The following is a 24,982-nucleotide window of genomic DNA, read 5'->3' as shown; positions in this document are numbered from 1 at the left end:
GGCCCGGCCAAGAAGAATATTTCTCTCTGTTTCATTGCGCTCAAGATCATTTGCAGATAAAAAATCTGCATAAACATAAAAAACAGGTGTTTTTGTCTCATGCGCAAACTGGACCGTACCGATATCGGCATTCTCAACAGCCTTCAGGAGAACGCACGCATCACCAACGCCGACCTGGCACGCTCGGTCAACCTGTCGCCGACGCCGTGTTTCAACCGGGTCAAGGCGATGGAGGAACTGGGGCTGATTCGTGAGCAGGTGACCCTGCTGGATGCCGACTTGCTAGGGCTGCACGTCAATGTGTTCATCCATGTCAGCCTGGAAAAACAGGTGGAGGAGGCGTTGCAGCATTTCGAAGAGGCCATCTCCGATCGCCCGGAAGTGATGGAGTGTTATCTGATGGCTGGCGATCCGGACTATCTGATCCGGGTGCTGGTGCCGACCATTCAGTCGCTGGAGCGCTTTATGATGGACTTCCTGACCAAGGTGCCGGGGGTGGCGAACATCCGGTCGAGCTTTGCGCTCAAGCAGGTGCGGTACAAGACGGCGCTGCCGTTGCCGGCCAATGGCTTGACCTTGAATAATTGAAGCTCCTGTAGGAGCAGCCGGTCGACGCTCGATTGCTCGCGATGAAGGTCAACGATGACGTGGGGAGCCTGACACCCCGCGGTGTTCTCAGGTTTTCCGCGAGCAAGCTCGCTCCCACAGGTCAGAATTTATTCAGGGGAATCTTCAGGTAAGTCACGCCATTGTCTTCCGCCGGCGGCAGATTCCCCGCCCGCACATTCACCTGGATCGCCGGCAGCAGCAGCGTCGGCATGCCCAACCCGGCATCGCGGCGGGTGCGCATGTCGACGAACGCGGCTTCGTCGATGCCGTCGCGCACGTGGATATTGTTTTTGCGTTGCTCGCCCACGGTGGTCATGCAGTGCGGTTCACGGCCCTCGGGCGGGTAGTCGTGGCAGACGTAGAGGCGCACGCTGGCGGGGAAGGCCAGCAGCTTGTGGATCGAGGCGAACATCTGGTGGGCGTCGCCGCCGGGAAAGTCACAGCGGGCGGTGCCGACGTCCGGCATGAACAGGGTATCGCCGACCAGGATCAGGTCGTTGCCGATCAGGTAGGCCATGTCCGCCGGGGTATGGCCCGGCACATGCAGGGCGGTGGCCTTGAGGTTGCCGATGCAAAATGACTCGTCCGGGGCGAACAGGTGATCGAACTGTGAGCCGTCGATGCAAAACTCCGGCTCAAGGTTGAACAGGGTCTTGAACACGCCCTGTACCTTGCAGATCGACTGGCCTATGGCGATCTTGCCGCCCAGTTCCCGCCGCAGGTAGGGCGCGGCGGACAGGTGATCGGCGTGGGCGTGGGTTTCCAGCAGCCATTGCACCTGCAGGCGGTGCTCGCGCACGAAAGCGATGATCCGGTCGGCCTGTTGGGTGCCGGTGCGTCCGGCTGCCGGGGTGTAGTCGAGCACCGGGTCGACGATCGCACACTGCCCGCCGTTATCTTCGTAGATCACGTAGCTGTAGGTGGACGAGGCATCGTCGAAAAAGGCTTCAATCAGGGCAGGCATGTGGATTGTTTCTTCAAGGGTAAGTCATGAGGGTAGTTTCATTTTCCCTGCGCTGACCAGCCCTGCGACAATTCTGCTAACGAAAAATCCGGACGGACTCTATCCTGTCATTCTATCGATACCGGGCGTTCCCGGCCTCTGTCATGGATTACGAGCGTTATATGTTGCTGGCGAGTTTTTTTGGGGTGGTCATGGGCCTGGTGCTCGGTTTGACCGGGGCAGGGGGCGGCATTCTGGCGGTGCCGGCGCTGGTGCTGGGGCTGGGTTGGAGCATGACCGCGGCCGCGCCAGTCGCGTTGTTTGCGGTGGGCAGCGCGGCAGCGGTCGGTGCCATCGATGGCTTGCGCCATGGCCTGGTGCGCTATCGCGCGGCGCTGTTGATTGCCCTGCTGGGGGCGATTTTTTCGCCGCTGGGCATCTATTTCGCCCATCAGCTGCCGGAAAAAATCCTGATGATCCTGTTCAGCCTGCTGATGGTGATGGTGGCCGCGCGGATGTTGCGCCGCGAGCGCAAGGATGAAGGCCCGAGCGACCACGGCCATGCCAACTGGGGCCAGAAGAACTGCATGCTCGACCAGCAAACCGGGCGCTTCTCCTGGACTGCCAAATGCACCGCGACCCTTGCGGCCCTGGGTGCGGTGACCGGTGTGGTCTCGGGATTGCTGGGCGTGGGCGGCGGATTTCTGATCGTGCCGGCGTTCAAGCAGCTGACCGACGTGCAGATGCGCGGCATCATCGCCACGTCCCTGATGGTCATCAGCCTGATTTCGGCCATCGGCGTGATCGGCGCATTGCATGCCGGGGTGCGCATCGACGGCCTGGGCGTGGCCTTCATCGTTTCCAGCATCGTCGGCATGATCGTCGGCCGCAGACTTTGCGCGCGCGTGCCGGCGCGGGCGTTGCAGGTTGGGTTTGCGAGCATCTGCCTGGTGGTTTCAGCCTACATGCTGTTCCGGGCGGGCCTCTGAAATATTGTAGGAGCCGGCTTGCCGGCGAAGGCGCACTTCAGGACGCCTTCGCCGGCAAGCCGGGCTCCTACAAGGGGCGGTACTGCAGCGTGAAGGCCAGTTCAGTGGATTGCCCCTGCTCCAGCAATCGCAACCCCGGGCGACCGGGCAAGTGATGGGCGTTGACCGGGTGGCTGACCGGTTCGATGCAGAAAAACGCCAGGCCTGGCGGGCAATAGAGCAAATAGTAATCGCTACCACTGGCCTGACAGTCCAGCTCGTAACCGAGGTCGGGTTGTTGGATCAGGCAGTGGCCATCCCATTGGCAGAATCCGTTGTCGACCAGTGCGGGGGGCAGGGCCCTGGGCTGCTGGAAATCCCATTCGGCAGGTAACGCACTCAGTTGCGTCGGCAGTTTTCTCTCATCGCACAACCAGACCTGTCGGGCGGTAGCCTGCAATAGAGTGTTGGCGTTGCGCGGCAGGTAGGGGTGCAGCCCGAGGCCATGCCAGGCTGCCTGTTCGGCCAGATGGGTGACGCTCAATTCGATGCTCAGCTTGCCTTCGCTCAGATGGAATCGTTGACGGGCGCAATAGGCAAAGGGCTCGGTGCTATCGAGTTGCAGCACCACTTCGTCAGCGGTTGTGGAGACCACCTGCCAGCGTTGCTGCCAGGCGCTGCCGTGAATCGGTAACGGATCGGGGCTGTTGGGCGTCAGGGCCAGCCAGCCGTGCGGGCAATCGAAGCCGCCTTCGGCGATGCGGTTGGACCACGGCACCAACGGGAAGCAGCCCAGTTTGCCGGGAAGACCGGTGTTCAAGGCCTGCTCATCGGCGTGGCGCAACAAGGGCTGGCCAGTGCTGCGCACAGTCCAGTTGACGATGCTGCCGCCGAGTTCGGGGGCGAGGGTGAGGCGGGTGAAGGAGTCTTCGAGTTCGAGCAGTGTGGGTTTCATGTTCACCAGCAAGGGAAAGAGATGCACGGATTACCCTATGTAGGAGCCGGCTTGCCGGCGAAGGCGTCCTTGAGTACGCCTTCGCCGGCAAACCGGCTCCTACAGTCAAAGCGTTGCAAGATCAGTCGGGTTACAACACCAGATGCGGCAACCACAGCGACAGCGCAGGAATGTAGGTCACGGCCATCAGCACCAGGAACAGCACGCCGTAGAACGGCAGCAGGGCCTTGACGGTAGATTCGATGCTGACTTTACCCACGGCCGACCCCACAAAGAGCACCGCGCCCACCGGCGGTGTTATCAAACCAATCCCCAGGTTCACCAGCATGATCATGCCGAACTGCACCGGGTCCACGCCAATGCCGAGAATCACCGGCATCAGGATCGGCGTGAGGATCAGGATCAGCGGCGCCATGTCCATCACGGTGCCGAGCAACAGCAGCATGACGTTGATGCACATCAGGATCACGTAACGGTTGTCCGACAGGGTCAGGAACATCGTGGTGATCTTCGCCGGGATCTGCATCAGGGTCATGATGTAGCCGAAGCTGGCGGCGAAGCCGATCAGGATCATCACGATCGAGATGGTGCGCACCGTGCGGTGCATCAGTTTCGGCAGCTCGCTCCATTTGTAGTCGCGGTAGATGAACATGGTCACGAAGAACGACCAGAGTACGGCAATGGCCGCGGACTCGGTCGCGGTGAAAATCCCCGAGAGAATGCCGCCGAGGATGATGACCATCGCCATCAGGCCCCACAACGCTTCGCCGCAGATCTTCAGCGCTTCGCGCATCGGGATGACTTCACCCTTGGGGTAATCACGCTTCTTGGCGAAGATCAGGCACAGCACCATCAGGCACGCGCTCATCAACAGGCCCGGTACCACGCCGGCCATGAACAGCGAGGCAATCGACACCGTACCGCCAGCGGCCAGCGAGTAGAGCACCGAGTTGTGGCTCGGCGGGGTCAGCAGGGCCTGCACCGAACCGCTGACGGTCACGGCGGTGGCGAACTCACGGGGATAGCCGCGGCGCTCCATTTCCGGGATCAGCACCGAACCGACCGAGGCGGTGTCCGCTACCGAAGAGCCGGAGATCGCGCCGAAGAAAGTCGAAGCCATGATATTGACCAGCGACAGGCCACCGCGCACGAACCCGACCAGCACCCCGGCAAACGCCACCAGACGCCTGGACATTCCGCCCTCGGCCATGATCGCACCGGCCAGCACGAAGAACGGAATCGCCAGCAGGGAAAACTTGTTCACGCCACCGGCGACCTGGATCATCAGCGCCTGGAACGGAATGTCGATCCAGAACGCGCCGATCAGCGCCGAGAGCCCCAGTGCGTAGGCGACCGGCATGCCGATCAGGATCAACGCGATAAAACTGCCCAACAGAATAAAAGCGTCCATTCAGGCAGCCCCTTCGTTTTCTTCAACGAGGTCGAAACGCACGACCCGACGGTTGCTCTGATCGCCGAGCAAGAGTTTTTCCAGAACAAAAATCAGCGTCAGCACGCCGCCCACGGGAATCGGCATGTAGGTGATGCCCACTCGCAGGGTCGGCAGGGCGCTCATGAACTGGTTCCAGGTCGACAAGCAAAGCTTGGTGCCCCAGATCGCCATGAACAGGCTGATGGTCGCCATCAGTAATTGTGCAAACACGCTCATGGCCTGGCGCAGTTGCGGCGACATCCGATCAGTGAGCATCGCCACTGCCATGTGCGAGCCGGAACGATAGCTGGCCGCTGCGCCGATGAAGGTGAAGACCATCATCAGCAGGATTGCAGTAGGTTCGGGCCAACTGGAGCCGGTGCCGAGCACATAACGGGCAAACACGCCCCAGGGAATGATCAGCGAAATGGCCAGCACGGAGAGCCCGGCGACCCAGATACAGGTCATGTAGAGCTTGTCATTGAAACGTAGCAGCAGATTCTTCATCGGGTTCCACCGTAACCGGGCGCGCACTGACAGATACCCACGTCAGTGGCGCCGGGCCTTTCTTGAGTGCAGGGAGGGTTACTGAACGGCTTCGATGCGCTTGATCAGGTCGACGTAAGGTGCGCCGTATTTCTCGCGAATCGAGGCGGTCGCCTCATAGAAAGGTTTCTTGTCGACGGTGATGAACTCGACGCCGGCTGCCTTGAGTTTTTCTTCGCTGCTGGCCGATTTTGCGTCCCACAGGGTACGTTCCTGTGCCTGCGCGGCTTTGGCGGTTTTCTTCACCAACGCCTGTTGCTCGGGGGTTAGTTTTTCCCAGGTGATTTTCGACATCACGATAGGTTCAGGCAGGATCAGGTGCCCGGTCAGGCTGTAGAACTTGGCGTTCTGGTAGTGATTGTGTTCGAGCAGGGTCGGCGGGTTGTTCTCCGCGCCATCGATCACGCCGGTCTGCAGGGCGCTGAAGATTTCGCCGGTGTCCATGGCGATGCCGTTGCCGCCCATGGCGTTGATGGTTTCGATGAACATCGGGTTGCCTTGCACGCGGATCTTCATGCCCTTGAGATCTTCCAGGTTGCGCACCGGTTTCTTGGTGTAGATGTTGCGCGTGCCGCCATCCATCCAGGCCAGGGCCACCAGACCGAATTCGGAATCGGTGATTTTGGCGAGGATCTCGTCGCCCACTTCGCCATCGATGACCTTGCGCATGTGCGCCTGGTCACGGAACACGAACGGCATGTTGAACACGTTAACGTCCGGTACCACCGGGCCGACGATGCCGAGGCTGACCCGGGCCATCTGGATGGCGCCGACCTGGGCCTGTTCGACCACTTCCTTTTCCGAGCCGAGTACACCACCGGCGAACATCTTGAAGGTCAGCTTGCCGTCGCTGTCGGCCACCAGGGTCTTGCCCAGCTGTTCTTCGGCGACCACGGTGGGATAGCCCGCAGGGTGAATGTCGGCAAATTTGATTTCCAGCGCATGGGCGGCGCTGCTGAGGGAGAAGGCGAGGGGGAGTGTTGCGGCGAGCAAGGTGCGTTTGAAGTCCATGGGGGTGTCTCCAGTCTTGTTGTTTTTTTTATTCAAGGCACAGCGGTGAAACGTTTGCGTTTATTGCTTGAAGTGCGGCTCCGGCAGACCCTTGACGCCGGGATCGAGGGCGAACACGCCCCCGGCCAGGGACTGTTCATCCTGGTCGTCTCCCGGGCGGATCGAGGTCACGAACAAGGTGTCCAGGCGAGTGCCACCGAAGGCGCACATGCTCGGTTTTTTCACCGGGACGGCCAGGGAGCGGTCCAGTCGACCGTCGGGGGTGAAGCGGTGAATCAGCCCGGCATCGTTGCCGCAGATCCAGTAGCAACCTTCGGCATCGACCGCCGCGCCATCAGGGCGACCGGCGTGCTGGTTCATGTCGACGAACAGGCGGCGGTTGGTAGGGGTGGCGCTGTCGATGTCGTAATCGAAGGCCCAGATCTGCTGCACCAGCGGATGGGAGTCGGACAGGTACATGGTCCGGCCGTCCGGGCTGAAGGCCAGGCCGTTGGGCACGATCAGGCCGTTCAATTGCGCCGGCAGCGGTCCTTGCTCGCCGGCGCTGTAGCGATAGAGCGAGCCCACGGCGGCATTGGCGCCCATGTCCAGCACCATGCTGCCGGCCCAGAAGCGGCCCTGGCGGTCACAGCGACCATCGTTGAGACGCATGTCCGGGCGGGCGTGATCGACCTGGGCCAGGGGTTCGCTGTCGAGGCTGCCGTCGGCATGCGCATGCAGATGGAAGAACCCGCTCTCCATGCCTGCGACCCAGCCACCGTCGGGATGGCGGGCGATGCAGGCGAGCATTTGCGGGGTTTTCCAGGCGTGCACATGACCGGTCAGCGCGCTCCAGCGCTGCAGGCCGCCGGCGGGAATGTCGACCCAATACAGGGCGTTTTCCTCAGGCACCCACACCGGGCTTTCACCTACCGTGTTGCGCGCATCGACAATCAATTCGGCTTTCATGGCAACTCATTCCCTTGGTTGTGGGGGGATCAGGACGATCAGTCGCCGAACGGGCCGGCCGCGCAAAAGGCACCGCCCTGGTAGATCCGCGCAGGGTCATCAGCGGCCGGCAGCGGCTGGGCTTCGACTTTTTCACGGAACACTTCGGAGGTGTCCTTGGGCTTGTAACCCAGCGCGCTGGCGTAACGGTTGTCCCACCAGACGTCCTTGTTGTCGGACGCGCCATAGACCACGGTGTGGCCGACGTTCGGGGTGTAGAGCGCACGTTCCAGCAGCTGGGTAAGGTCGCCGAAGCTCAGCCAGGTGCTCATCATCCGGCGGTTCTGCGGTTCGGGGAACGAAGAGCCGATGCGCACGCTGACCGTCTCGATGCCGTAGCGATCGAAGTAGAAGGTGGCCATGTCTTCGCCGTAGGACTTGGACAAACCGTAGTAGCTGTCGGGGCGGCGAGGGGAGTGGGCGTCGATGACTTCGTCCTGCTTGTAGAAGCCGATCACATGGTTGGAACTGGCGAAGATCACGCGCTTGACGCCGTGGCGGCGGGCCGCTTCGTAGATGTGGAACACGCCGCAGATATTGGCCCCAAGGATTTCTTCGAACGAGCGCTCCACCGAAACGCCGCCAAAATGCAGGATCGCGTCCACGCCTTCGACCAGTTGATCCACGGCGTTTTTGTCGGCGAGGTCGCAGGGCACGACTTCTTCGCGATCATCAATGGCAGGGGCGATGTCGGCGATGTCCGACAGGCGAATGACATTGGCGTACGGGCGCAGGCTCTCGCGCAGGACTTTGCCCAGGCCACCGGCGGCACCGGTCAGCAGCAGGCGATTGAAGGGCGTTTGGGCGGTTGCAGTGGTTGTCATGGGAATTCCTGGACAAGCAGTTGTTATTATTGGGTCGTTGTAGGTTGTCGTACGACTAAGTGGAAGTATCGTTAGGCTTTCCGGTTTTTGTCAACGCGACTTTGGTGGAATTTGACGGAGGGTTGTCGCGATCAATTCTCCGAGAAAATCTCGATCCCTGTGATTGATCCCTGATGGCACTCGGACCTGTAGGAGCTGGCTTGCCAGCGAAGGCGTCCGCGAGATCGCCTTCGCCGGCAAGCCGGCTCCTACAGGTACGAGGTCGATCTTCGGGAATTACAACAACGAAATCGGATAGCTGATGAAAATCCGGTTCTCATCAAATTCGTTAGTGCTGAAATCCTTGCGGATACTCGCGTTGCGCCATTTCACGTTGAGGTTTTTCAGCGCACCGCTCTGCACGGTGTAGGCCAGTTCCGATTCACGGCCCCATTCCTTGCCGTCGGTGATGGTGCCGGTGTGCACGTTGTCGCCGCTGATGTAGCGGTTCATCAGGGTCAGGCCGGGAATGCCGAGGGCGACGAAGTTGTAGTCGTGACGCACCTGCCAGGACTTCTCTTTGGCGTTGTCATAGCTGGAGTTGTAGCTGTCGTTGGCCAGGGTCCCGCCACTGGTGCCGTTGACCCGCATCCACACGTCGTCGCCGCTGAGTTTTTGCAGGCCGACGTAGAAGGTGTTGCCGCCGTATTTGGCCGAGAGCAGGGCAAACGCGGTCTTGTTGTCGAGGTCGCCGGCCAGGGCGCTGCCGTCTTCCGTGCCGATGAAGTAGCCGAGGTTGGCGCCCAGGGTCCAGTCGCCGATGGGCTGGCTGTGGCTGAGGTTGAAATACTGCTGCTGATAGATATCGCTGAGTTCGGCATACCAGACGCCGACCTGGGTGCGTTTGTCGTTGAAGGCGTATTCGCCGCCGCCGAAGTTGAATCGGTCCGAGGTGAAGGCGGCCGATTTGCCGTTCATGAACATGTCTTCCATGCTCGCATCGTTGCGCGGGCTGTTCTGGCGGAACTGCCCGCCGTAGAGCGTCAGGCCGCTGATCTCGGTGGAGGTCACCTGGCCGCCGCGGAAGGTTTGCGGCAGCGAGCGACCGTCGTCGGAACGCAGGATCGGCAGCACCGGCATCCATTCGCCGACCTTCAGTTCTGTTTTCGAGATCTTGCCTTTGAGAGCCACGCCCAGGCGCCCAAAGTTGTCGGCCGGGCGGCCGTCACCGTGGATCGGCAGCAACTGCGTACCCCCGGTGCCTTTGCCGCCGTCGAGCTTCTGCGAGTACAGGCCAAGCACATCGACACCGAAGCCGACCGGGCCCTGAGTGTAGCCGGACTTGGCGTCGAGGATGAAGTTCTGTGTCCATTCTTCCGCCTTGCCCTGGGGGTAGGCCGGGTTGGTGTAGTTGCGATTGATGTAGGCGTTGCGCAGGTTCAGCGTGGCTTTGGCGTCATCGGTGAAGCCTTCGGCCTGGCAGGCGATGGGCAGGGCGAGGGTCAGGCTGCTGCAACCGATCAGGCTCAGCGTCTGCAATCGGGTAAAGGACGGGCGTGGGGTACGGGCGGACGAATCGCGGACGAGCTTGCTCACTGTGACGCTCCCTTGCTGCTTTTTGTTTTTATTTTTGTCATACGTCGTCGTACAACATTGGCGCAGATATTTGCGGGATTTTAAGGGGTTGTCAATCGGAAGTTATACGATGACTTAAAGGCATGGTTTAAAACCTGTGTGAGCCAGTCTGCTGGCGATAGCCATCTCACATTCAACATTGATGCAGGCTGATACTCCGCCATCGCCAGCAGGCTGGCTCCCACAGGGGACAGGGTTTGTCAGCTGGAAATCATGGGTGCCAAGGTGCCCAGCAAAGAGACGGCAGCTACCGCGCCAAGGGGAGGCTGGAGCGCCATGGCGTCAGCAGCAGGATCACCAGCAATGCGTTGAGCAGCAGGTGCCAGCCCCAGACTTCACCGAAAAAAGTACGACCAAGCACCCGCAGCAAAATCGCCGGTTCGAACGCCGCCGCCCAGGTGCCCGCCATGCTCGCGGTGACCAGCAGTAACCAGCCGACACCGCTGGCCAGCGCCACGGCTGCAAGCCACTGACTGAGGCGCAACAGTGGCTGATCCAGCGTTGTGAGGTGACCCAACAGCAGCGGCCGGAACACCCACGCCCCGAACAACATCAGCACCACGCAAAAATGCACGAAGCGGCACAGCACCATCGCATCCGCCATGTATTACTGGCCGACCTTGAACGCGTAGGCGCCTTCGCTTTTGTGGGTATCGACCGACACCACATGCCACTCGACCTTGTAGTCTCCAGCGGTGAAGGGGACCGCCGGCGTGACAATCAAGGTCTTTTTATCAGGACCCTGGGTGACCAGGCTTTTGACCAGTATCTCGTCACCGTCGCGGCTGATCGTGACCTTGCAGAAATCAGCCTCGACGCCTTCGGAAAACACCAGGCTCAGTTCCGCGGGAGGCTTCACGGTGCTGTCGGCAGCAGGTGTCTGGCTTTGCAGGTGGGCGTGAGCCCATACGGATGAGGCGCACAGGAGCGCGCCGAGCAGAGCGGTGGTGGTCAGGGTGTTCTTCAAGCGCATGTCGAGTCCCTCGGCGGCACGTTTCAAGTGGTGGTCAGTCTAGCCGCGCCAGAGCGGTTATACGAAGTTTGGTTGTCCTCTGTCGCCGCGCCGTAGAGCGGTGCTAGTCTTGTTCAATGTTGTTGTCAGGGAGCCCTCATGGGCAATCACAAGATCGAGATCCGTCGCAGTAACGTCGAGAAAATTCTGCTGGGGGCCGAGAAGGTCTTCGCCGAAAAAGGCTTTGGCAGCACCGCCATGGCCGATATCGCCGCCGAAGTGCAACTGCCGCGTTCCAACCTGCATTACTACTTCAGCACCAAGACCGAACTGTACAGCGCCGTGCTGTTCGACCTGCTGGAAGTGTGGAAGCAGGATGCGCTGTGCTTCGAGATGTTCGACGACCCGCGCGTGGTGCTCAGCAGCTATATCCGCGCCAAGATGAACCACTCGCGCAGCCGCCCCTACGGCTCGAAAGTCTGGGCCAACGAAATCATCCACGGCGCACCGACCCTTGGCGAGAAGCTCGACGCGAGCTTGTACGACTGGGCCAAGATGAAGGAAGCGAAGATCCGCCAGTGGGTCGACGACGGCCGCATCCTGCCAGTGGAGCCTTCAAGCCTGCTGTACATGATCTGGGCCTCGACCCAGCACTACGCCGACTTTGATCATCAGGTGAATATTCTCAATGATCACCAGCCGCTGTCGGACATGCAGTTTGAACGGGCGGTGCAGACGGTGACCAGTGTGATTTTGCGGGGGATTGGGTTGGAGCCTTGAGATTAATACTTCTGTAGAGTGTTAATTTCTGATTGATTTATTGGTTCTTTCAAGTTCTTCGATGGTAACGCTTCTGATCTTAACCTCCAGGAAGATCCTCTTTTGTCTTAGTTTCCATCGCTTTATTGAACTCGGTTCAGATGCTATTTGACTTGTTAAGTCTTCCCAGTGTGTTTTTTGTGATCCAGTATACATTGCCTGAAGATTCGACGATTCTTTGAGTTCTTCGTACTTTTGTGCGTTGTTGTAGAGTTTGTGCTTGTATTGGATATATTTTTTTTTGATGTTTTTTTTGATATTTTTTTGGTTTTTGAGTCCAGTTTAAAAGGACCTAGTTGGTGCGGAAATGGTTGCGCCGAACTGCTAGGTGTTGACGCTTCCTGAGGCAGTATCCGGTACTTTGTTTGTGAACTGCCAGAACTTAGCGAGGTGGCCTGGCCGATGGCATTGGGTGTTGGTGCATTTGCTCGGGCACTAGAAGTGGCTGTGGTAACCGACGCGCGGTTAACATCTGCGGTTTGCGATGCTTTCCTCCATAGAGCTTTGAGGTGCGCGAGGCGAGAATTTCCGGTAGGGTCTCCGAAGTTGATCGGGTCCCATCCACAATACGCATAAGGATTAATGCCGCCCTCACTAAAAGGGCTGAGCTCATCCGGGCTGTTAAAACGCATCAGAACAGGATTAAAAAAGCGATTGCCCTGTCCTAGTGGGTAGTGACCCGTTGTAGCGTCAGGACATTCCCCGTTAAACCCGATCAAGGCACTTAAACCACTTTTCACAGGATGATGCCCGTAGGCGCAATAGGCAAATTGCTGTGGATTAATCCGTGACACCGTTATCATCAGCGAATGCGCCTGGTCGGTTGCCAGCAACGTGGTTTGGCTCACACCAGCTTCATTTTGACTCTGCGCCAATGGTTGGGCTTGATGACGCAGGATTGTGCGTTGCGTTTGCTGTCCCAGCTCAGTAGTCAGGTGGTCTTCCTGGTAGAAGCGCTGGGTGCTGTCGGTCTGCAAAAGCCCTGCACCAATAATTCGATCCAATGGGTCGTATACATAACGGCGCAAAATCTTCAATGCTGGGGCCGACATGGCGCGGTCCTCGCGGGCGAAATGAATGCTTGTCAGCTTCGTAGATAATACGGGGGGTGTCTACTAGCAGAACTGATAGGTAGATTTGATGCGAAGGGGAACGGATGAATCAAAAGATCGCAGTCTCGTTTCACCTGTAGGAGCTGCCGAGTGAAACGAGGCTGCGATCTTTTGATCTTGAAAATGAAACGGCAACGAACGGCTCTAAAGTCTGGGCCAACGAAATCATCCACGGCGCGCCGACCCTCGGCGAGAAGCTCGACGGGAGCCTGTACGGTCAAGATGAAGGAAGCGAAGATCCGCCAGTGGGTCGACGACGACCGCATCCTGCCGGTGGAGCCTTCAAGCCTGCTTACATGATCTGGTCCTCGACCCGGCACTACGCCGACTTTGATCATCAGGTGAATATTCTCAATGATCACCAGCCGCTGTCGGACATGCAGTTTGAACGGGCGGTGCAGACGGTGACCAGTGTGATTTTGCGGGGGATTGGGTTGGAGCCGTAGGTGGTATGTACGGCGTTATCGTTTAAGATTGCGTATACGTTTCATGTGCTGTTTGACGCTGTATTGCTTGATTTCAGCTTCAACATTTCGGAGAATAGAATTTAGTTTACTTAACTCATGGCGAGGTCTACCCGACGTAAAAAAATTCTTTACTTCTTGATCGTAGTAGTTCAAGCGATCTACCATTCTTGTCGTTGCAACTGTGTTGAAGTCTGGGGTTTTTTTTATTATCTCATCATAGCGTATTGCGTCTCTAACACTCTTTCTATTGTCTAAGGCCGGTTGAGTAGGTTTTAACTTTTTATTCCCAGAACTTTGTGTAGGCTTGAAATTTGGCTCAAGCAAAGTAACTTCATCAACCAATGGTAAAGTAGGATGTCGAGGTGAGGGTTTACTTATTGGATGATTTCCCAAGTTGATTGATGATTGTTTGCTAATGGTTGCGGTTGTTGGTCTGATTTGTTTTAGTGGGTTTTTGACGATAACTGATGACAGCCAGGGTCGCCAAATAGGAGCTTCTCCGGATGGGTCGAAATTATTAACTGGATCGTTACCGCAATAAGCATAGGCATTAATCCCCCCTTCATCAAAAGGGCTAAAATCATCCGGGGTCGTAAAACGCATCAAACAAGGGTTATAAAAACGGTTGCCTTTTCCAAGTGGATAGGTACCCGTAATCTCGTCAGGACTCTCTCCGTTAAACCCGAGCCAATGACTTAATCCACTTTCAGCCGGATGATGACCGTAAGCGGTATAGGCAAATTGCCGCGGACTAGTGCTTGAGACCGTTTTCAGCAGCGAATGCGCCTGGTCGGTTGCCAGCAGCATGGTTTCGGACATACCGGCTTCACTTTGACTCTGCGCCAATGGTTGGGCTTGATGGCGCAGAATTTTGCGTTCTATCTGCTGCCCCAGCTCGGTAGTCAGGTGGTCTTCTTGATAGAAGCGCTGGGTGCTGTCGGTCTGCAAAAGCCCCACACCAATAAGTCGATCCAATGGGTCGTATATATAACGGCGCAATATCTTCATTGATGGGGTTGACATGACGCAGACCTCGCTGGCGAAATGAATGCGTGTCAGTTTCGTAGTTAATTCGGGGGGCGTCTACTAGCAGAACTGATAGTCAGGGAGGTGTGTCGGCGATAATCAGGGGTATCAGCGCTGGGTGTAGTCGCAGAAGATTGGATTGAAGGCTTGAGGTTTGTGGTGGCTGTACCGGCTTTATCGCGAGCAAGCTCGCTCCCACAGGGATCATTGGTGTACTCAGGATTGATGTACGACACAAATCCACTGTGGGAGCGAGCTTGCTCGCGATGGCGTCGGTTCAGACGCCGCAGATTTCAAGGACTGACGTGATAGGGATTTCTCGGGTCATGATTCCAGTCCAGAAACGGCTTGCCAGTGTCCACCGGCACCATCTCGATGCAGTTCTCGACCGGGCAGGTGATCTGGCACAGGTTGCAACCCACGCATTCCTCATCGATCACTTCATACGCGTGCGTACCATCGGCCTTTTTCAGGCTGGCCACCGCCTGGTGCGAAGTGTCCTCACAAGCGATATGACAGCGCCCACAACCAATGCACGCCTCCTGGTCGATCTTCGCGATCACCTGATAGTTGATATCCAGGTACTTCCAGTCGGTGGTATTGCCCACCGCACGCCCGGAAAACTCGGCGATGCTGGCGTAGCCCTGACTGTCCATCCAGCGTGACAAGCCGTCCTTCATTTCTTCGACAATGCGAAAGCCGTGCAGCATCGCCGCCGTGCACACCTGCACCGAACCGCTGCCCAGGGCCATGAACTCGGCGGCGTCGCGCCAGTTGCCGATGCCGCCAATGCCGCTGATTGGCAGGCCACGGGTCTGCGGGTCGCGGGCGATTTCGGCGACCATGTTCAAGGCGATCGGCTTGACCGCCGAGCCGCAATAGCCGCCATGGGTGCTTTGGCTGCCGACGATGGGATTGGCGACCATGCGCTCCAGGTTGACGCTGGTGATGGAGTTGATCGTATTGATCAACGACACCGCATCCGCGCCGCCACGGTGCGCCGCGCGGGCCGCCACACGGATGTCGGTGATGTTCGGCGTCAGCTTGACGATCACCGGCAGCGAGCAATACGTCTTGCACCAGCGGGTGACCTGCTCGACGTATTCCGGCACCTGGCCGACCGCCGCGCCCATGCCGCGCTCCGGCATGCCGTGGGGGCAACCGAAGTTGAGTTCGATGCCGTCGGCACCGGTGGCTTCCACCAGGGGCAGTATGTGTTTCCAGGACTCTTCGACGCAGGGCACCATCAGCGACACGATCAGCGCGCGGTCCGGCCAGTCCTTCTTGACCTGGGTGATTTCCCGCAGGTTGATCTCCAGCGAGCGGTCGGTGATCAGTTCGATGTTGTTGAAACCGAGGACCTCTCTGTTAGCCCCGAAGTGCGCCGAATAGCGCGATGACACGTTGACCGCCGCCGGGTCTTCCCCGAGGGTTTTCCAGACCACGCCGCCCCAGCCGGCCTCGAAGGCGCGGACCACGTTGTAGGCCTTGTCGGTCGGCGGCGCGGAGGCCAGCCAGAACGGGTTGGGTGACTTGATGCCGGCGAAGACAATCGACAGATCGGCCATTTATGCAGCCTCCACGTTGAGCATCAGTTGCGCGTTGATCGCCTCGGCGGCGCGTTTGCCGTGCTGTACTGCCTGCACGGTGAGGTCCTGGTCGAGGCTGGTGCAGTCGCCGCCGGCATACACCCCGGGGATGCTGGTGCGCAGGTGTTCGTCCACCTCTATGCGATCGCCCTGACGCTTGAGTTCTCGGGCTAAAGGATCGGCGAGGGCGCTGGAATCGAAGCTTTGGCCGATGGCTTTGAAGATGGCATCCGCGGCCTGTTCAAAGGTTTCGCCGGTGGTTTGCAGGCGACCTTCAACCAGGTGTGTGCGAGCGAAGCGCATGCCGCGCACCTGGCCCTGGTCGTCGAGCAGGACTTCTTCCGGTTGGGCCCAGGTCAGCAGGCGTACCTGATTGGCCTTGGCGATGTCCTGTTCATGGTGAGTCGCTCCCATGTCCTCGGCGCCACGGCGGTAGACCAGGTTGACGTCGCGGGCGCCGAGCCGGGCCATCTGCACCGCCATGTCGATAGCCGTGTTGCCGGCACCGAGCACGATGCAGTGGTCGGCCAGCGGCAGCTGGCTCAAGTCATCGGCCTGGCGCAGTTCGCGGATATAGTCGGTGGCCGCCACCAGGCCGGGCGCGTCTTCATGCGGCAGGCCCAGCTGTTTGCTGGCCGCCAGGCCAATGCCGAGGAACACGGCGTCGAATTGTTGATGCAGGTCGCTGAGGCTGAGGTTATCCCCGAGTTTGTACCCGTGGCGGATTTCGATACCGCCGATTTCCAGGAGGAAATCCAGTTCCTTCTGTGCGTAATCGTCCACCAGTTTGTATTTGGCGATCCCGTATTCATTCAGGCCTCCGGCTTTTTCCCGGGCCTCGAAAACCACCACGTCGTGGCCGTGCATCGCACTGCGGTGGGCGCAGGACAACCCGGCGGGGCCGGCACCGACCACGGCAATGCGCTTGCCGGTGGCGGCACTGCGGGCGAACGGGTGTTCGCTGAAGTGCGCGTTGTCCACGGCGTAACGTTGCAGCAGGCCGATCAGCACCGGCGCGCATTCATGGGCGTTGTTGCGCACACAGGCCTGCTGGCAAAGAATCTCGGTCGGACAGACCCGGGCGCAACTGCCACCGAGGATGTTGGCTGAGAGGATTTTCTGCGCCGCCCCCTGGACGTTGTCCTGGTGAATGTTGCGGATGAACGAGGGAATATCGATTTCGCTCGGGCAGGCATTCACGCAGGGCGCGTCGTAGCAATACAGGCAACGCGAGGCTTCCAGATGCGCCTGGCGATCGTTGAGTGGCGGCGCCAGGTCGGTGAAATGGCCGGCGAGTGCGGCCGCGTTCTCATGGGGATGCGGGAGGTGGGTCAGGGTCTTGATCACGGTGTTGGCCTCACGGTAATTGAGGTGCTGCCTCTGTCGGGCATTGTTTTTGTGTTGACTGGGCCGGCCTCTTCGCTGGCAAGCCAGCTCCTACAGGGGAATGCATTTCAAACTGTAGGAGCGAGCTTGCTCGCGAAAGGCCGCAGGCCGCTCTCAGCGTTTCACCGCAACCGGCTGGTTCAACTCCGCCCGCTTGCTCAGCAAATCAAACACCGCCGGATACGCCGGCCGTTCGATGTACCGCCCGGCACCGCGCTCGGCGCGCAGGTCGCCGTCGGCCCAGACCACGCGCCCCTGGCTGATGGTGTGGCTGGGTACACCGCGCACGGTCTTGCCTTCGAAAATATTGAAGTCGACCTGCTGGTGATGGGTCTTGGCGGAAATCGTCCGCGATCCTTGCGGGTCCCACAGCACCAGGTCGGCATCGGAGCCGATGCGGATCGCGCCTTTGCGTGGATAGAGGTTGAAGATCTTCGCGGTGTTGGTGGAGGTCAGCGCGACGAATTGCTGCATCGAAAAACGCCCGGTGTTCACGCCTTCCTCCCACAACACCGCCATGCGGTCTTCGATGCCGGCAGTGCCGTTGGGGATCTTGCTGAAGTCGTCCTTGCCGGCGGCTTTCTGCTCGGCGCAGAAGCAGCAGTGATCGGTGGCGGTTGTGTGCAGGTTACCCGCCTGCAAACCGTGCCACAGGGCTTCTTGATGGCCTCGTGGACGGAACGGTGGGCTCATCACGTACCCTGCGGCGGTCTGCCAGTCCGGGTGCTGATAGACGCTGTCGTCCAGCAGCAGGTGGCCGGCCAGCACTTCGCCGTAGACCGGTTGGCCCTTGGCGCGGGCGTAGGTGATTTCGTCGAGGGCTTCCTTGGTCGAGACGTGGACCAGATACAACGGCGTGCCGAGGGTTTCGGCAATGCGGATGGCCCGGCTCGCCGCTTCGCCTTCCACCTGCGAAGGGCGCGACAACGGATGCGCTTCCGGCCCGGTCATGCCCTGGGCCATGAGCTTGCGTTGCAAGTGATACACCAGCTCACCGTTTTCCGCATGCACGGTCGGCACCGCGCCCAGTTCCAGGCAGCGCTCGAAACTCGCCACCAGGGTGTCGTCGGCCGCCATGATGGCGTTCTTGTAGGCCATGAAATGCTTGAAGCTGTTGACCCCGTGATGAATCACCAACTCCTCCATTTCTTCGCGAACCTGCTCGCTCCACCAGGTGATGGCGACGTGGAAGCCGTAGTCGGACGCCGACTTCTCGGCCCAGCCGCGCCACTGATGGAAGGCCTCCATCAATGACTGCTGCGGATTGGGAATCACGAAATCGATGATCGACGTGGTGCCGCCGGCAAGACCCGCCGCCGTGCCGCTGAAAAAGTCTTCGCTGGCCACGGTGCCCATGAAGGGCAGTTGCATGTGGGTGTGCGGGTCGATGCCGCCAGGCATCAGGTATTGGCCGCTGCCGTCGAGTATCTCGGCACCTGCGGGAACGTCGAGGTCTTCGCCGATGGCCTTGATCACGCCGTCTGCGCAATACACATCGGCGCGATAACTTTCATCATGGGTAACAACGGTAGCGCCACGGATCAACAGAGACATTCCGAGTTCCTCGCAGGCAATGACCGGCTGATGCCGGTTCTAGATGTTTTATAGACGTGAGCGGCAACCGGCTTAATCCTGTCAACGCTGTCAGGAATAAAAGCTAGTCTTAGTTATAGGAATGAGCAAGATTATTTTTTATAAGCTTATGACTGTTTTAACTGTTTGATAAATAACAAATAAAAACAAAAAACAGCAAAATGGTGCGGCCTCTCACCATTTTGACGCACTTGACAGGATCCAAATATGGTCAAGATTTCTTATGTGAAATCAGCCGTTTGAGGATGGTCTATGGTTGATGCGCGACTTTGAAAAAAATATCGATGCACCAGTTTGAGTCCTGACTGTTCGGACAACTTGGCGGGCATTTGGCCTGAGAGGCATGCCGAGTAACCGAGGTGACCCAATAAAACTGATAAACATCAGTGAGTTGCAGAGTGTTTATGGAACTGCCCGATGCGCAAGCGGGGCACCCGGCACGTTTATTGATGCCGCCAGCCCTCGATGAGCAAAAAATAACTCAAAGAACAGTGGAGCGGCCATGCAACAGATCAGATCGCAAGTGACCGAGCGCGACGGCTTGTTCGAGCTGGAAGCCGGCAGCGATGTCCTCGACAGTCCCCGTTACAACCACGACATTGCACCGACCAAGGTGCGCGAACGCACCTGGAACAAATGGCACATCACGGCGTTATGGGTCGGCATGGCGATTTGCGTGCCGACCTATACCCTAGGTGGGGTGCTGACGGCGTATTTCGGCCTGAGTGTCGGTGAGGCGCTGCTGGCCATCCTGTTTGCCAACATCATTGTGTTGATCCCGCTGACGCTCAACGCCTTTCCCGGCACCAAGTACGGCATTCCGTTTCCGGTGTTGCTGCGCTCGTCCTTCGGTATCTTTGGTTCCAACATCCCGTGCCTGATCCGCGCCCTGGTGGCCTGTGGCTGGTTCGGCATCCAGACGATGTTCGGTGGCCTGGCGATCCACCTGTTCCTGGGCTCGGTGTTCGAGGGCTGGAAGTCCCTGGGCGGCACAGGCGAAGTCATCGGCTTCATGGTGTTCTGGGCACTGAACCTGTGGGTGGTGATTCGCGGCGCCGAGTCGATCAAATGGCTGGAAACCCTCTCGGCGCCGCTGTTGGTGCTGGTGGGGGTCGGGTTGCTGGTGTGGGCCATGCCCAATGTGTCGATGACCGAGCTGCTGGCGATCCCGCCCAAGCGTCCAGAAGGCGCGGGTGTGGCCAGCTATTTCGCGGCCGGGCTGACCGCGATGGTTGGGTTCTGGGCCACGCTGTCGCTGAACATCCCCGACTTCAGCCGCTACGCGAAAAGCCAGAAAGACCAGATCGTCGGGCAGATCATCGGCCTGCCACTGACCATGTTCCTGTTTGCCTCCCTGGGTGTGGTAATGACCGCTGCCTCGGTGAAGCTGGTGGGTGTGACGGTGTCCGACCCGGTGACCCTGATCGGACACATCCAGAGCCCGGTCTGGGTGGCGCTGGCCATGGCGCTGATCATCATCGCGACGCTGTCGACCAACACCGCGGCCAACATCGTTTCACCCACCAACGACTTCCAGAACATCGCACCCAAGGCGATCAACCGGACCAAAGCGGTGATGCTCACGGGGTTCGTGGGGTTGGCATTGATGGCCCATGAACTGCTGAAAAAGCTTGGCCTGATTGTTTCCGATGTCAGCCTGGAAACGGTGTATTCCAACTGGTTGCTCGGCTATTCCAGTCTGTTGGGGCCGATTGCCGGGATCATGGTGGTGGACTATTTCCTGATCAAGAAACAGCAGCTGGACCTGGCCGGCCTCTACCGCGACGACGTGTACCCGGCGTGGAACTGGAACGGTTTTCTCGCGTTCGGCGTGCCGGTGGTGTTGACGCTGCTGTCTTTGGGCAGCGATGTGTTCAGCTGGTTCTACAGCTATGGCTGGTTCACCGGCTCGGCCCTTGGCGGGTTGATTTACTACGGGTTGTGCGTGATGCGGCCCAGTCCATCTGTCGTGAAATCTGCGGTGTAAGGGAGGGCCTCTTCGCTGGCAAGCCAGCTCCTACAGGTGATCGCGATCCCTTGTAGGAGCTGGCTTGCCAGCGAAGGCGGCCTCAAACACACCGCAGAATTGCCTGAAGAAAATCCATAAGAACAGCCTGAGGAGATCCCCATGAACGCGGCCGTAGACGTTCTGCAGTCCACCCATCAGCACATCAACCGCGACCGTCTGTGGCAGTCGCTCATGGAACTGGCCAAGCTCGGCGCCACGGTCAAGGGCGGTGTGTGTCGCCTGGCCCTGACCGACCTCGATCGCCAGGCCCGGGACACTTTCGTCAAGTGGTGTGAGGAGGCCGGCTGCACTGTCAGCATCGACGCCGTCGGCAATATCTTCGCCCGCCGTCCCGGACGCAATCCGGACCTGCCACCGGTGATGACCGGCAGCCACATCGACACCCAGCCCACCGGCGGCAAGTTCGATGGCTGCTTCGGCGTGCTGGCCGGCGTCGAAGTGCTGCGTACCCTCAATGACCTGGGCATCGAGACCGAAGCGCCGCTGGAAGTGGTGGTCTGGACCAACGAAGAGGGCTCGCGTTTTGCCCCGTGCATGATGGGCTCCGGTGTGTTCGCGGAAAAATTCACCCTGGAAGAAACCCTGGCCAAGGTCGACGCCGAGGGCGTGACGGTGGGCGAAGCGCTCAACGCCATTGGCTACGCGGGCACCCGCAAAGTCAGTGGCCACGCCGTTGGCGCCTATTTCGAAGCGCACATCGAACAAGGGCCGATTCTCGAAGACGAACGCAAGACCATCGGCGTCGTCATGGGCGCCCTCGGCCAGAAATGGTTCGACCTGAAACTGCGCGGCGTCGAAGCCCACGCGGGCCCGACGCCGATGCACCTGCGCAAGGACGCCCTGGTCGGCGCCGCGGTGATCGTCGGCGCCGTCAACCGCGCCGCCCTCGGTCATCAGCCTCACGCCTGTGGCACCGTCGGTTGCCTGCAAGCCTATCCCGGCTCGCGCAACGTCATTCCCGGCGAAGTGCGCATGACCTTGGACTTCCGCCACCTCGAACCGGCGCGACTGGACTCGATGATCGCCGAAGTGCGCGAGGTCATAGCAACCACCTGCGAAGAACACGGCCTGACCTATGAACTGACCCCCACCGCCGACTTCCCGCCGCTGTATTTCGACAAGGGCTGCGTTGAGGCGGTGCGCGGCGCGGCGCAAGGGCTCGGCCTTTCGCACATGGATATCGTCAGCGGCGCAGGGCACGACGCGATCTTCCTGGCCGAGCTGGGACCGGCCGGGATGATCTTCGTGCCGTGCGAAGGCGGCATCAGCCACAACGAAATCGAGAACGCCGCCCCGGACGACTTGGCGGCGGGGTGTGCGGTGTTGTTGCGGGCGATGCTGGCGGCTTCGGCGGCGGTGGCCAAGGGGGCGAAGGCTGCTTGAAACACAAAGGATCGAGCCTGCAGCAGCAGCTGCAGGCTGCGATTTCCTGATCATCAAACGTTTGCCGCCTGCTCAAGCTTTTCACTGACCACCAGATCCACCTGATGAATCGGTTTGCTCCGATGCCTGAGCATCCCGCCCTGGCGCTGGTTCATCACCGCCGTCATCTCGGCGAGTATCGCCAGCGCCACGCTCTGCGGCGCATCGCCACCCAGGTCGAGACCCATCGGGTAGTGCAGCGCTGAGGTGCCCAGGTCGATTTCGGCCAGCAGGCGTTCGGTGCGCTCCCTGGGGCCGAGCTGGCCGAGGTAGGCGGGCGAGGCTTGCAGGGCCAGCCCAAGCCAGTGCCGGTCCTGGCGGTAGCTGTGGGTCATCACCGCCACAAAGGCGCCATCGATCAGCGGGGACAGGTCGAACGGGTTGTCGAGACTGGCGAAGACCACGGCGTCGGCTTGCGGGAAACGTTCGGCGCGGGCGAAGTGGCTGCGGCTGTCGACGACGCTAACGTGCCAGTCCAATAGTTTGGCCATGCGCACCAGCGGCTGTGCGTCGTGACCGGCGCCGAAAATCACCAGGCGCGGCGGCGGGGCGATGTACTCGAAAAACACCTCGACCTCACCACGGGCGTCGCTGTAGAGCCGTGTCGAGGACTTTTTCTGCGTCAGTGTCTTGTGCAGGTCACGACGAATCCCATGGGTCAGTTGCAGGTTGCGCAGGCTTCCCTCGGTGTCGGACAGCAAGCGGTCACCGACCCGGACACTGGCATAACGAGAGGTGCCGATCACCGTGGCCATGGCGGCCGGTTGCTGACGGTCGCGCACACGGCGCAGCAGTTCGATGGCCGGTGCAGGGGATTTTGCGCGCAGGCGCTCGAGCATGACGAATACCGTGCCGTTGCAACCCAGGCCAAAGGTCAGGGCGCTTTGCTCATCGTCTTCGTCCTCGGTGGCGCCGGTGCTGTAGCGGCGCACCAGCGGTTCGCCGGAGTCGGTCAGCCACCAGGCTTTTTTTGCCAGGTCCTGCTCCAGGCAACCACCGCTGACGGTGCCGACGGTGCGACCGTGCAAGGGAATGAGCATCCGCGCACCCGGACGGCGGTAGGCAGAGCCTTCGACCTTGACCACGGTGGCGAGGATGGTTTCTTCGCCGGCCTGGGCGGCGGTGTCGATGGCTTGCAAGAGTTCGTTGAGGCCGGACATGTAATCGCTCCCGAAAATGACGGAGATACCCTGTAGGGGCTGGCTTGCCAGCGATAGCGGTGTGTCAGGCAACATCTCTGCTAACTGACACACCGCTTTCGCTGGCAAGCCAGCTCCTACAGGGGATTTGGGGTGGCAGAGGGTCAGTCGTCTACCTTCATCAACTGCCGCACTCCCTCCCACGCCTCGGCCCGCATCCGCTGCACATCCAGCCCCGGGATCACGCCGTCATCCACCACCACCCGGCCGCCGACCAGGCTGTACTTCACCGCAATGGGCTCACCGGCCACCACCGGCGCCACGGCGATGTCGTGGAAACCGAAGAAGCGCGGATGGTCGAGACCGTAGATCACCAGGTCCGCCGCCTGGCCGATCTCAAGCGTGCCGACCGCCCCCAGCCCCAGCACCTGCGCGCCGCCGGCCGTGCCCCAGTGGATGACATCTTCGGCGGTGGTCGCCGAGGCGCCTTGCTCCGCCCGGTGAATCAGCCACGCAGTGTTGGCTTCGCCGACCATGCTCCCGGACTCGTTGGACGCCACGCCATCCACGCCAAGGGAAATTGGCACCCCGGCCTCGAACATCTGCGGCACTGGCGCCACGCCGCTGCCCAGGCGCGCATTGCTCACCGGGCAGTGGGAAATGCCGGTGCCGGTTTGTGCGAGCATGCGGATTTCACCGGGTTGCAGGTGCACCGCGTGGGCGAACCACACGTCCGGGCCGAGCCATTCGTGTTCGGCGACGAATTCCACCGGCAGGCAGTTGTATTTCTCGCGGCAGAAATTCACATAGTTCTGCGTTTCCGACAGGTGCGTGTGCAGGCGCAAGCCGAGGCCACGGGCGGTGTGGGCCAGTTCCCGCAGCAGCGTCGGCGGCAGCGAAAAAGTCGGCGTGGTCGGCGCGACCACCACCCGGCGCAGGGCGTCCGGGGTGTCCTGGTGATAGCGCGACTTGAGCCGTTCGATGTCACCGACCATCTGGTCGAGGGTTTCCGGTTGCAGCGCGGTTTTCGAGAACCCCGGATGGGCACTGGCCGACTCCAGCGCGCCGCCCCGGCAAAGGACGAAACGCAGGCCGAATGCTTCGGCCATGTCGAACAGCAGGTCACCGGTCTCGGTGGTGCCGTTGGCATGGTAGAGGTAATGGTGATCGGCGCAGGTGGTCACGCCCGACAGCAGCAATTCGGCCATGCCCAGCTGCGCGGCGATCCGCGCCAGTTGCGGGGGGAAGCGGTTGAGGCGCGGGTAGGGCACGCTGGCCAGCCAGCCTTGCAGGTCCTGGTTCAGGCCTTCGGGTACGGCCTTGAGCAGGTTCTGGAACAGGTGATGGTGGGTGTTGATCCAGCCCGGATACACCAACGAATGGCGCGCGTCGATCACCCGCTCACCGGGTTGCGCTTCAAGGCCTGCGGCCATTTCGGCGATACGCCCGTTGACGATGCGGATGTCCACGGCGCCGGCCCTGGCCCGTGGGCCACGCAGGCCGGTCATCACTGCCGCCGGGTTCTTGATCAGGATGTTTTGCAGTTGAGTCATGGTCGG

21 protein-coding genes and 2 pseudogenes are annotated in these 24,982 nt (G+C 60.1%); 6 read left to right on the top strand and 17 right to left on the bottom strand.

Features of this window, described 5'->3' with window-relative positions; all coding sequences use genetic code 11:
* Positions 1–99 precede the first annotated feature (99 nt).
* Positions 100–588 carry a Bkd operon transcriptional regulator BkdR gene (gene bkdR, locus SOP95_RS03105; RefSeq protein ID WP_008005367.1) on the top strand — a complete coding sequence of 163 codons (489 nt, stop codon included), beginning with the start codon at positions 100–102 and terminating at the stop codon, positions 586–588.
* A 121-nt stretch (positions 589–709) separates the two neighbouring features.
* On the opposite strand, the gene SOP95_RS03100 is transcribed toward bkdR, so the two are convergent.
* Entirely contained in the window at positions 710–1,573 is an 864-nt protein-coding gene (locus SOP95_RS03100) for an MBL fold metallo-hydrolase (protein ID WP_323606021.1), read from the bottom strand.
* Between the two features lie 161 nt (positions 1,574–1,734).
* On the opposite strand from SOP95_RS03100, the gene SOP95_RS03095 reads away from it, so the two are divergent.
* Positions 1,735–2,541 (top strand): sulfite exporter TauE/SafE family protein, encoded by an 807-nt coding sequence (locus SOP95_RS03095; RefSeq protein ID WP_274076359.1) that lies wholly within the window; start codon positions 1,735–1,737, stop codon positions 2,539–2,541.
* 67 nt (positions 2,542–2,608) lie between these two features.
* Here SOP95_RS03095 and SOP95_RS03090 read toward each other — a convergent pair whose 3' ends face one another.
* The 9 genes and pseudogenes from SOP95_RS03090 to copC form a co-directional block, all read right to left on the bottom strand.
* A complete protein-coding gene (locus SOP95_RS03090) occupies positions 2,609–3,475 on the bottom strand; it encodes an aldose 1-epimerase (protein ID WP_323606112.1) in 867 nt (288 codons plus the stop codon).
* A 130-nt stretch (positions 3,476–3,605) separates the two neighbouring features.
* Complete coding sequence (locus SOP95_RS03085; RefSeq protein ID WP_056852883.1) at positions 3,606–4,886, bottom strand: TRAP transporter large permease; 1,281 nt, start codon at positions 4,884–4,886, stop codon at positions 3,606–3,608.
* Positions 4,887–5,414: a TRAP transporter small permease gene (locus tag SOP95_RS03080; RefSeq protein ID WP_323606020.1), complete on the bottom strand. Its 528-nt coding sequence runs from the start codon at positions 5,412–5,414 to the stop codon at positions 4,887–4,889.
* 78 nt (positions 5,415–5,492) lie between these two features.
* Positions 5,493–6,464 (bottom strand): TRAP transporter substrate-binding protein, encoded by a 972-nt coding sequence (locus SOP95_RS03075; RefSeq protein WP_323606019.1) that lies wholly within the window; start codon positions 6,462–6,464, stop codon positions 5,493–5,495.
* 60 nt (positions 6,465–6,524) lie between these two features.
* Positions 6,525–7,412 (bottom strand): SMP-30/gluconolactonase/LRE family protein, encoded by an 888-nt coding sequence (locus SOP95_RS03070; protein WP_323606018.1) that lies wholly within the window; start codon positions 7,410–7,412, stop codon positions 6,525–6,527.
* A gap of 38 nt (positions 7,413–7,450) precedes the next feature.
* On the bottom strand, positions 7,451–8,275 hold the full coding sequence (locus SOP95_RS03065) for an NAD-dependent epimerase/dehydratase family protein (protein ID WP_323606017.1): 825 nt from the start codon (positions 8,273–8,275) through the stop codon (positions 7,451–7,453).
* 276 nt (positions 8,276–8,551) lie between these two features.
* The gene (locus SOP95_RS03060) at positions 8,552–9,850 is read right to left on the bottom strand and encodes an OprD family porin (RefSeq protein WP_442967717.1); all 1,299 of its coding nucleotides are present in this window, start codon (positions 9,848–9,850) and stop codon (positions 8,552–8,554) included.
* Positions 9,851–10,151: 301 nt separating this feature from the next.
* Positions 10,152–10,493: pseudogene (locus SOP95_RS03055) on the bottom strand (copper homeostasis membrane protein CopD); the annotation flags it as partial.
* Between the two features lie 3 nt (positions 10,494–10,496).
* Positions 10,497–10,862: a copper homeostasis periplasmic binding protein CopC gene (gene copC / locus SOP95_RS03050; protein ID WP_323606109.1), complete on the bottom strand. Its 366-nt coding sequence runs from the start codon at positions 10,860–10,862 to the stop codon at positions 10,497–10,499.
* A 138-nt stretch (positions 10,863–11,000) separates the two neighbouring features.
* Between copC and SOP95_RS03045 the strand changes: the two genes are divergently transcribed.
* Positions 11,001–11,621 carry a TetR/AcrR family transcriptional regulator gene (locus tag SOP95_RS03045; protein WP_046817413.1) on the top strand — a complete coding sequence of 207 codons (621 nt, stop codon included), beginning with the start codon at positions 11,001–11,003 and terminating at the stop codon, positions 11,619–11,621.
* A gap of 155 nt (positions 11,622–11,776) precedes the next feature.
* On the opposite strand, the gene SOP95_RS03040 is transcribed toward SOP95_RS03045, so the two are convergent.
* The gene (locus SOP95_RS03040) at positions 11,777–12,712 is read right to left on the bottom strand and encodes an RHS repeat-associated core domain-containing protein (RefSeq protein WP_323606015.1); all 936 of its coding nucleotides are present in this window, start codon (positions 12,710–12,712) and stop codon (positions 11,777–11,779) included.
* A gap of 194 nt (positions 12,713–12,906) precedes the next feature.
* On the opposite strand from SOP95_RS03040, the pseudogene SOP95_RS03035 reads away from it, so the two are divergent.
* Positions 12,907–13,218: pseudogene (locus SOP95_RS03035) on the top strand (TetR family transcriptional regulator C-terminal domain-containing protein); the annotation flags it as partial.
* Positions 13,219–13,233: 15 nt separating this feature from the next.
* On the opposite strand, the gene SOP95_RS03030 reads toward SOP95_RS03035, so the two are convergent.
* The 4 genes from SOP95_RS03030 to hydA all read right to left on the bottom strand — a co-directional run bounded on the left by SOP95_RS03030 (position 13,234) and on the right by hydA (position 18,794).
* Positions 13,234–14,262: an RHS repeat-associated core domain-containing protein gene (locus tag SOP95_RS03030; protein ID WP_323606014.1), complete on the bottom strand. Its 1,029-nt coding sequence runs from the start codon at positions 14,260–14,262 to the stop codon at positions 13,234–13,236.
* Positions 14,263–14,558: 296 nt separating this feature from the next.
* On the bottom strand, positions 14,559–15,833 hold the full coding sequence (gene preA / locus SOP95_RS03025; protein ID WP_323606013.1) for an NAD-dependent dihydropyrimidine dehydrogenase subunit PreA: 1,275 nt from the start codon (positions 15,831–15,833) through the stop codon (positions 14,559–14,561).
* Positions 15,834–17,201, bottom strand: coding sequence for an NAD(P)-dependent oxidoreductase (locus tag SOP95_RS03020; RefSeq protein WP_274076316.1), 1,368 nt, complete (start codon positions 17,199–17,201; stop codon positions 15,834–15,836).
* A gap of 153 nt (positions 17,202–17,354) precedes the next feature.
* Positions 17,355–18,794, bottom strand: coding sequence for a dihydropyrimidinase (gene hydA / locus SOP95_RS03015; RefSeq protein ID WP_323606012.1), 1,440 nt, complete (start codon positions 18,792–18,794; stop codon positions 17,355–17,357).
* A 541-nt stretch (positions 18,795–19,335) separates the two neighbouring features.
* Here hydA and SOP95_RS03010 point away from each other — a divergent pair.
* Together SOP95_RS03010 and SOP95_RS03005 are read left to right on the top strand one after the other, a co-directional pair.
* Complete coding sequence (locus tag SOP95_RS03010; RefSeq protein WP_274076318.1) at positions 19,336–20,820, top strand: NCS1 family nucleobase:cation symporter-1; 1,485 nt, start codon at positions 19,336–19,338, stop codon at positions 20,818–20,820.
* 141 nt (positions 20,821–20,961) lie between these two features.
* On the top strand, positions 20,962–22,245 hold the full coding sequence (locus SOP95_RS03005) for a Zn-dependent hydrolase (RefSeq protein ID WP_323606011.1): 1,284 nt from the start codon (positions 20,962–20,964) through the stop codon (positions 22,243–22,245).
* Positions 22,246–22,298: 53 nt separating this feature from the next.
* On the opposite strand, the gene SOP95_RS03000 is transcribed toward SOP95_RS03005, so the two are convergent.
* Positions 22,299–23,444: an XdhC family protein gene (locus SOP95_RS03000; RefSeq protein WP_323606010.1), complete on the bottom strand. Its 1,146-nt coding sequence runs from the start codon at positions 23,442–23,444 to the stop codon at positions 22,299–22,301.
* A gap of 143 nt (positions 23,445–23,587) precedes the next feature.
* Entirely contained in the window at positions 23,588–24,976 is a 1,389-nt protein-coding gene (locus SOP95_RS02995; RefSeq protein WP_323606009.1) for an amidohydrolase family protein, read from the bottom strand.
* Between the last annotated feature and the right edge of the window lie 6 nt (positions 24,977–24,982).

It is taken from the genome of Pseudomonas sp. YuFO8, from assembly GCF_035065025.1.
GTDB lineage: Bacteria > Pseudomonadota > Gammaproteobacteria > Pseudomonadales > Pseudomonadaceae > Aquipseudomonas > Aquipseudomonas putida_AE.
Note: the sequence above shows the minus strand (reverse complement) of the source record. Positions and strands in the feature narration are given on the sequence as shown.

What these genes read in the sequence shown, in the direction of transcription:
- SOP95_RS03075 (WP_323606019.1), bottom strand. Translation starts at nt 6,464, where the DNA reads ATGGACTTCAAACGCACCTTGCTCGCCGCAACACTCCCCCTCGCCTTC.
- SOP95_RS03045 (WP_046817413.1), top strand. Translation starts at nt 11,001, where the DNA reads ATGGGCAATCACAAGATCGAGATCCGTCGCAGTAACGTCGAGAAAATT.
- hydA (WP_323606012.1), bottom strand. Translation starts at nt 18,794, where the DNA reads ATGTCTCTGTTGATCCGTGGCGCTACCGTTGTTACCCATGATGAAAGT.
- SOP95_RS03100 (WP_323606021.1), bottom strand. Translation starts at nt 1,573, where the DNA reads ATGCCTGCCCTGATTGAAGCCTTTTTCGACGATGCCTCGTCCACCTAC.
- SOP95_RS02995 (WP_323606009.1), bottom strand. Translation starts at nt 24,976, where the DNA reads ATGACTCAACTGCAAAACATCCTGATCAAGAACCCGGCGGCAGTGATG.
- SOP95_RS03090 (WP_323606112.1), bottom strand. Translation starts at nt 3,475, where the DNA reads ATGAAACCCACACTGCTCGAACTCGAAGACTCCTTCACCCGCCTCACC.
- copC (WP_323606109.1), bottom strand. Translation starts at nt 10,862, where the DNA reads ATGCGCTTGAAGAACACCCTGACCACCACCGCTCTGCTCGGCGCGCTC.
- SOP95_RS03080 (WP_323606020.1), bottom strand. Translation starts at nt 5,414, where the DNA reads ATGAAGAATCTGCTGCTACGTTTCAATGACAAGCTCTACATGACCTGT.
- SOP95_RS03005 (WP_323606011.1), top strand. Translation starts at nt 20,962, where the DNA reads ATGAACGCGGCCGTAGACGTTCTGCAGTCCACCCATCAGCACATCAAC.
- SOP95_RS03010 (WP_274076318.1), top strand. Translation starts at nt 19,336, where the DNA reads ATGCAACAGATCAGATCGCAAGTGACCGAGCGCGACGGCTTGTTCGAG.
- SOP95_RS03030 (WP_323606014.1), bottom strand. Translation starts at nt 14,262, where the DNA reads ATGTCAACCCCATCAATGAAGATATTGCGCCGTTATATATACGACCCA.
- preA (WP_323606013.1), bottom strand. Translation starts at nt 15,833, where the DNA reads ATGGCCGATCTGTCGATTGTCTTCGCCGGCATCAAGTCACCCAACCCG.
- SOP95_RS03000 (WP_323606010.1), bottom strand. Translation starts at nt 23,444, where the DNA reads ATGTCCGGCCTCAACGAACTCTTGCAAGCCATCGACACCGCCGCCCAG.
- SOP95_RS03070 (WP_323606018.1), bottom strand. Translation starts at nt 7,412, where the DNA reads ATGAAAGCCGAATTGATTGTCGATGCGCGCAACACGGTAGGTGAAAGC.
- SOP95_RS03085 (WP_056852883.1), bottom strand. Translation starts at nt 4,886, where the DNA reads ATGGACGCTTTTATTCTGTTGGGCAGTTTTATCGCGTTGATCCTGATC.
- SOP95_RS03095 (WP_274076359.1), top strand. Translation starts at nt 1,735, where the DNA reads ATGTTGCTGGCGAGTTTTTTTGGGGTGGTCATGGGCCTGGTGCTCGGT.
- bkdR (WP_008005367.1), top strand. Translation starts at nt 100, where the DNA reads ATGCGCAAACTGGACCGTACCGATATCGGCATTCTCAACAGCCTTCAG.
- SOP95_RS03040 (WP_323606015.1), bottom strand. Translation starts at nt 12,712, where the DNA reads ATGTCGGCCCCAGCATTGAAGATTTTGCGCCGTTATGTATACGACCCA.
- SOP95_RS03065 (WP_323606017.1), bottom strand. Translation starts at nt 8,275, where the DNA reads ATGACAACCACTGCAACCGCCCAAACGCCCTTCAATCGCCTGCTGCTG.